This window comes from Mesorhizobium sp. M4B.F.Ca.ET.089.01.1.1 (genome assembly GCF_004022605.1).
Lineage (GTDB): Bacteria > Pseudomonadota > Alphaproteobacteria > Rhizobiales > Rhizobiaceae > Mesorhizobium > Mesorhizobium abyssinicae.
Map to the genome: position 1 here is coordinate 1 of NZ_RZOS01000602.1, position 2819 is coordinate 2819.

The window sequence follows — 2819 nt, forward strand, 5'->3', positions numbered from 1 at the left end:
GTCTGCGGGGCGTCCGAATCGGTGGTGAACAGCGCCGTCTGGGACGCGATCTTGTTCAGCCCGTCGGTCGAGGTCTTGGGGTCGACGGCGGAGACCATGATGCCCTTGACGCCGGCCGTCACCAGGTCATCCATCAGCCGCTGCTGGATGGCGACGGACGACTGCTCCGGATATTTCAGCTCCAGATTATAGTCCGGCAGCTCGCCTTGCGCCTTCTTCACGCCGGCTTCCGCCGCCTTCCAGAAGTCGGATGCGCCGTTGACGACGAAGGCCAGCGTCGGCTTGTCGTCGGCGCGCGCGATCGCGCTCGCCGACAGGCCAAGCGCCAGGGCCGCGGCGGCGATGGACGCAGTTCGGATCACAGATTTCATGTTCAACCTCCCTTTTGAAACACAGACAGAATGTGTCGCTTGCGGCGCGGGCACCCCTCTCCTCAAGGGTTTGGCCCCAGATCCGGCAACCTAGAAATGGCGCCAATCCAGCCGCGACCGAGACACTAGACACTCATTCGCAGTTCGTAAATAGTCCGATTTGTCTGACATTTTCGTGAGTGTGCGGCGACCCTCTTCCGGCGGCTTGCCGGCCCGATGGCGCACCGCATCGCACGCCTTGACGCCACCAGCCGGAAGCCCGGATCCGGTAACGACGAGTTGACAGTAGAACGCTTACGGCTATTAGTAAATAGTATTAGTTATTGAGGATGGCCGATACAGCCGGACGGGAGATCTGGCAGCCAAAGCGGAGCGCAAGGGAGGAAGAAGAGCGCCAGCGGCAAAGCGGGCCATCGCGCGGAAATTCTACGGGAAATCGTCAGCTTTGCTGACCTTGTCCGGTCGTTTCGTCGGCGTGCGGCGCGGCCGGCGCGGAATGCGTCGCGTTTGGTAATAGTTATAATCAAGCTGCATTTCGATAAATGCGCTTCCACGAAAGCCATCTTGCCGTTGCTGCCGGCCTTTGCTTAACAACTGGCCGGGTTTGGGAAAACGACCATGAGCGAACCGACGGAATTGCGCGATCCCCCGGAGGCGTCCAGGCGACGCGCCGCCAGGCCCAAGGGCCGCGTCACCATGACCGATATCGCCAGGGCCGCCGGCTGCTCGCAGGCGACGGTGTCGTTCGTGCTCAACAATTCGCCCGGCATCAGGCTCTCGCAGCAGACCCGCGACCGGGTGATCGAAGCGGCGCGGTCGCTGGGCTACTCGCCGCCGGTGTTTTCCGCCCTGCGGCCGCCGGTGACGCCATTCGAGGGGCTGGACGGCGTCATCGGCTTCGCCGTCGACCAGCTCGCCACCAGCCCCGAGGCGGTGGTCGCCATCGAGGGCGCGCGCCAGGCCTCCTGGAATGCCGGCAACGTGCTGCTTGTCGCGCAGACCATGGGCGATGCCGTCATGGAGCCGCGCGCTATTTCAGCGCTGACGAGGCGCGGCATCTCGGCGCTGATCTACATGACCATCTTCACCCGCGAGATCGCGGCGCCCGAATTCCTCTACAGCCTCGACATCCCGGTCATCCTGCTCAACTGCTACACCGCCGACTATGCCTTCCCGGCCGTCGTGCCCTCCGAGATCGCCGGCGGCCAGAGCGCGACAAGGCATCTGATCGGCCATGGCCACCGCCGTATCGCCACCATCACCGGCGAGCCTTGGATGCAGGCGGCTCAAGATAGGCTGAAAGGCTATCGTCGCGCGCTCGCCACCGCCGACATCCCCTTCGATCCGGAGCTGGTGGTCGAGGGCGACTGGTCGGCCAGCGCCGGCTATGCCGCGACCGTCAAGCTGCTTGCCCTGAAGGAGCGCCCGACCGCCATCTTCTGCCAGAACGACCGCACCGCGATTGGCTGCTACGAGGCGCTGAAGGAGGCCGGCCTGCATATCCCCGAGGATATTTCCGTCGTCGGCTATGACGACGAGGAGATCGCCCGCCATCTGTTCCCGCCGCTGACGACATCGATCCTGCCGCATATGGCGATGGGCCAATGGGCGATCGAGCAGCTGGAAGCGCCGCCCACGCCGGGCCGCGGCCGCTATCCCATCACCAAGCTGGAATGCCCGCTGGTGGAGCGGGAGAGCGTGGCGACCGTGAAGTCGTCCACATAGAAGCCGTTACACACCACGCTATCCTTGCCTGTGATCGCGTCGATTGCGCCACCGCTTGGCATCGATCCCGTCGAGGTCTAGCCTGAGGCCAGCGAAGGGAGAGCGAGATGACGTCGAGCTTCACCGTGCACCAGGCATCCGGCTACGAGCAGCTGATGGGTCGCTGGAGCCGCAGGCTGGCGCCCAAATTCATCGACTTCGCCGGACTGGCCGCCGGCGAAAAAATCCTCGACGTCGGCTGCGGCACCGGCAGCCTGACCTTCGAGCTGGCGAAATCCGCCGGCGTCGCCGAAATCCAGGCCATCGACTTCTCGCCCGTTTTCATCGAGGCGGCTAAGGCACGCAACACCGATCCGCGCACTACCTTCAGCCAAGCCGACGCCACCGCGCTGCCGTTCGCGGACGACGCGTTCGACCGCGCGCTGGCGCTGCTCGTGCTGCATTTCGTGCCGGAGGCCGGCAAGGCGGTGGCCGAGATGCGCCGCGTGACGCGGCCGGGCGGCGTTGTGGCAGCGGTTGTGTGGGACCATCTCGGCGGCATGCCCGGCATGCGCATGATGATCGACACGGTTGCCGCGCTCAGCGAAAGTGGTCGCCAGATGCGCAGCCGCTATTGCTTCCAGCCGATGATGCAGCCGGGCGAGATGAAGCGCACCTTCGTCGAGCAGGGCCTGGCCGACGTCACCGAGACCGAGCTGATGATCCGCATAGTCCATGCGGATC

3 protein-coding genes are annotated in these 2819 nt (G+C 64.8%); 2 read left to right on the top strand and 1 reads right to left on the bottom strand.

The window, feature by feature from the left end; translation table 11 throughout:
• Positions 1–371 (bottom strand): substrate-binding domain-containing protein (locus EN780_RS31370; protein WP_145971012.1); only part of this gene is annotated, 371 nt, incomplete at its 3' end.
• Positions 372–989: 618 nt separating this feature from the next.
• On the opposite strand from EN780_RS31370, the gene EN780_RS31375 reads away from it, so the two are divergent.
• Both EN780_RS31375 and EN780_RS31380 read left to right on the top strand, forming a co-directional pair.
• Positions 990–2096, top strand: coding sequence for a LacI family DNA-binding transcriptional regulator (locus EN780_RS31375; RefSeq protein WP_187331346.1), 1107 nt, complete (start codon positions 990–992; stop codon positions 2094–2096).
• 107 nt (positions 2097–2203) lie between these two features.
• Positions 2204–2819, top strand: a 616-nt coding sequence (locus EN780_RS31380; RefSeq protein ID WP_133372798.1) for a class I SAM-dependent methyltransferase, incomplete at its 3' end; no start/stop codon positions are given.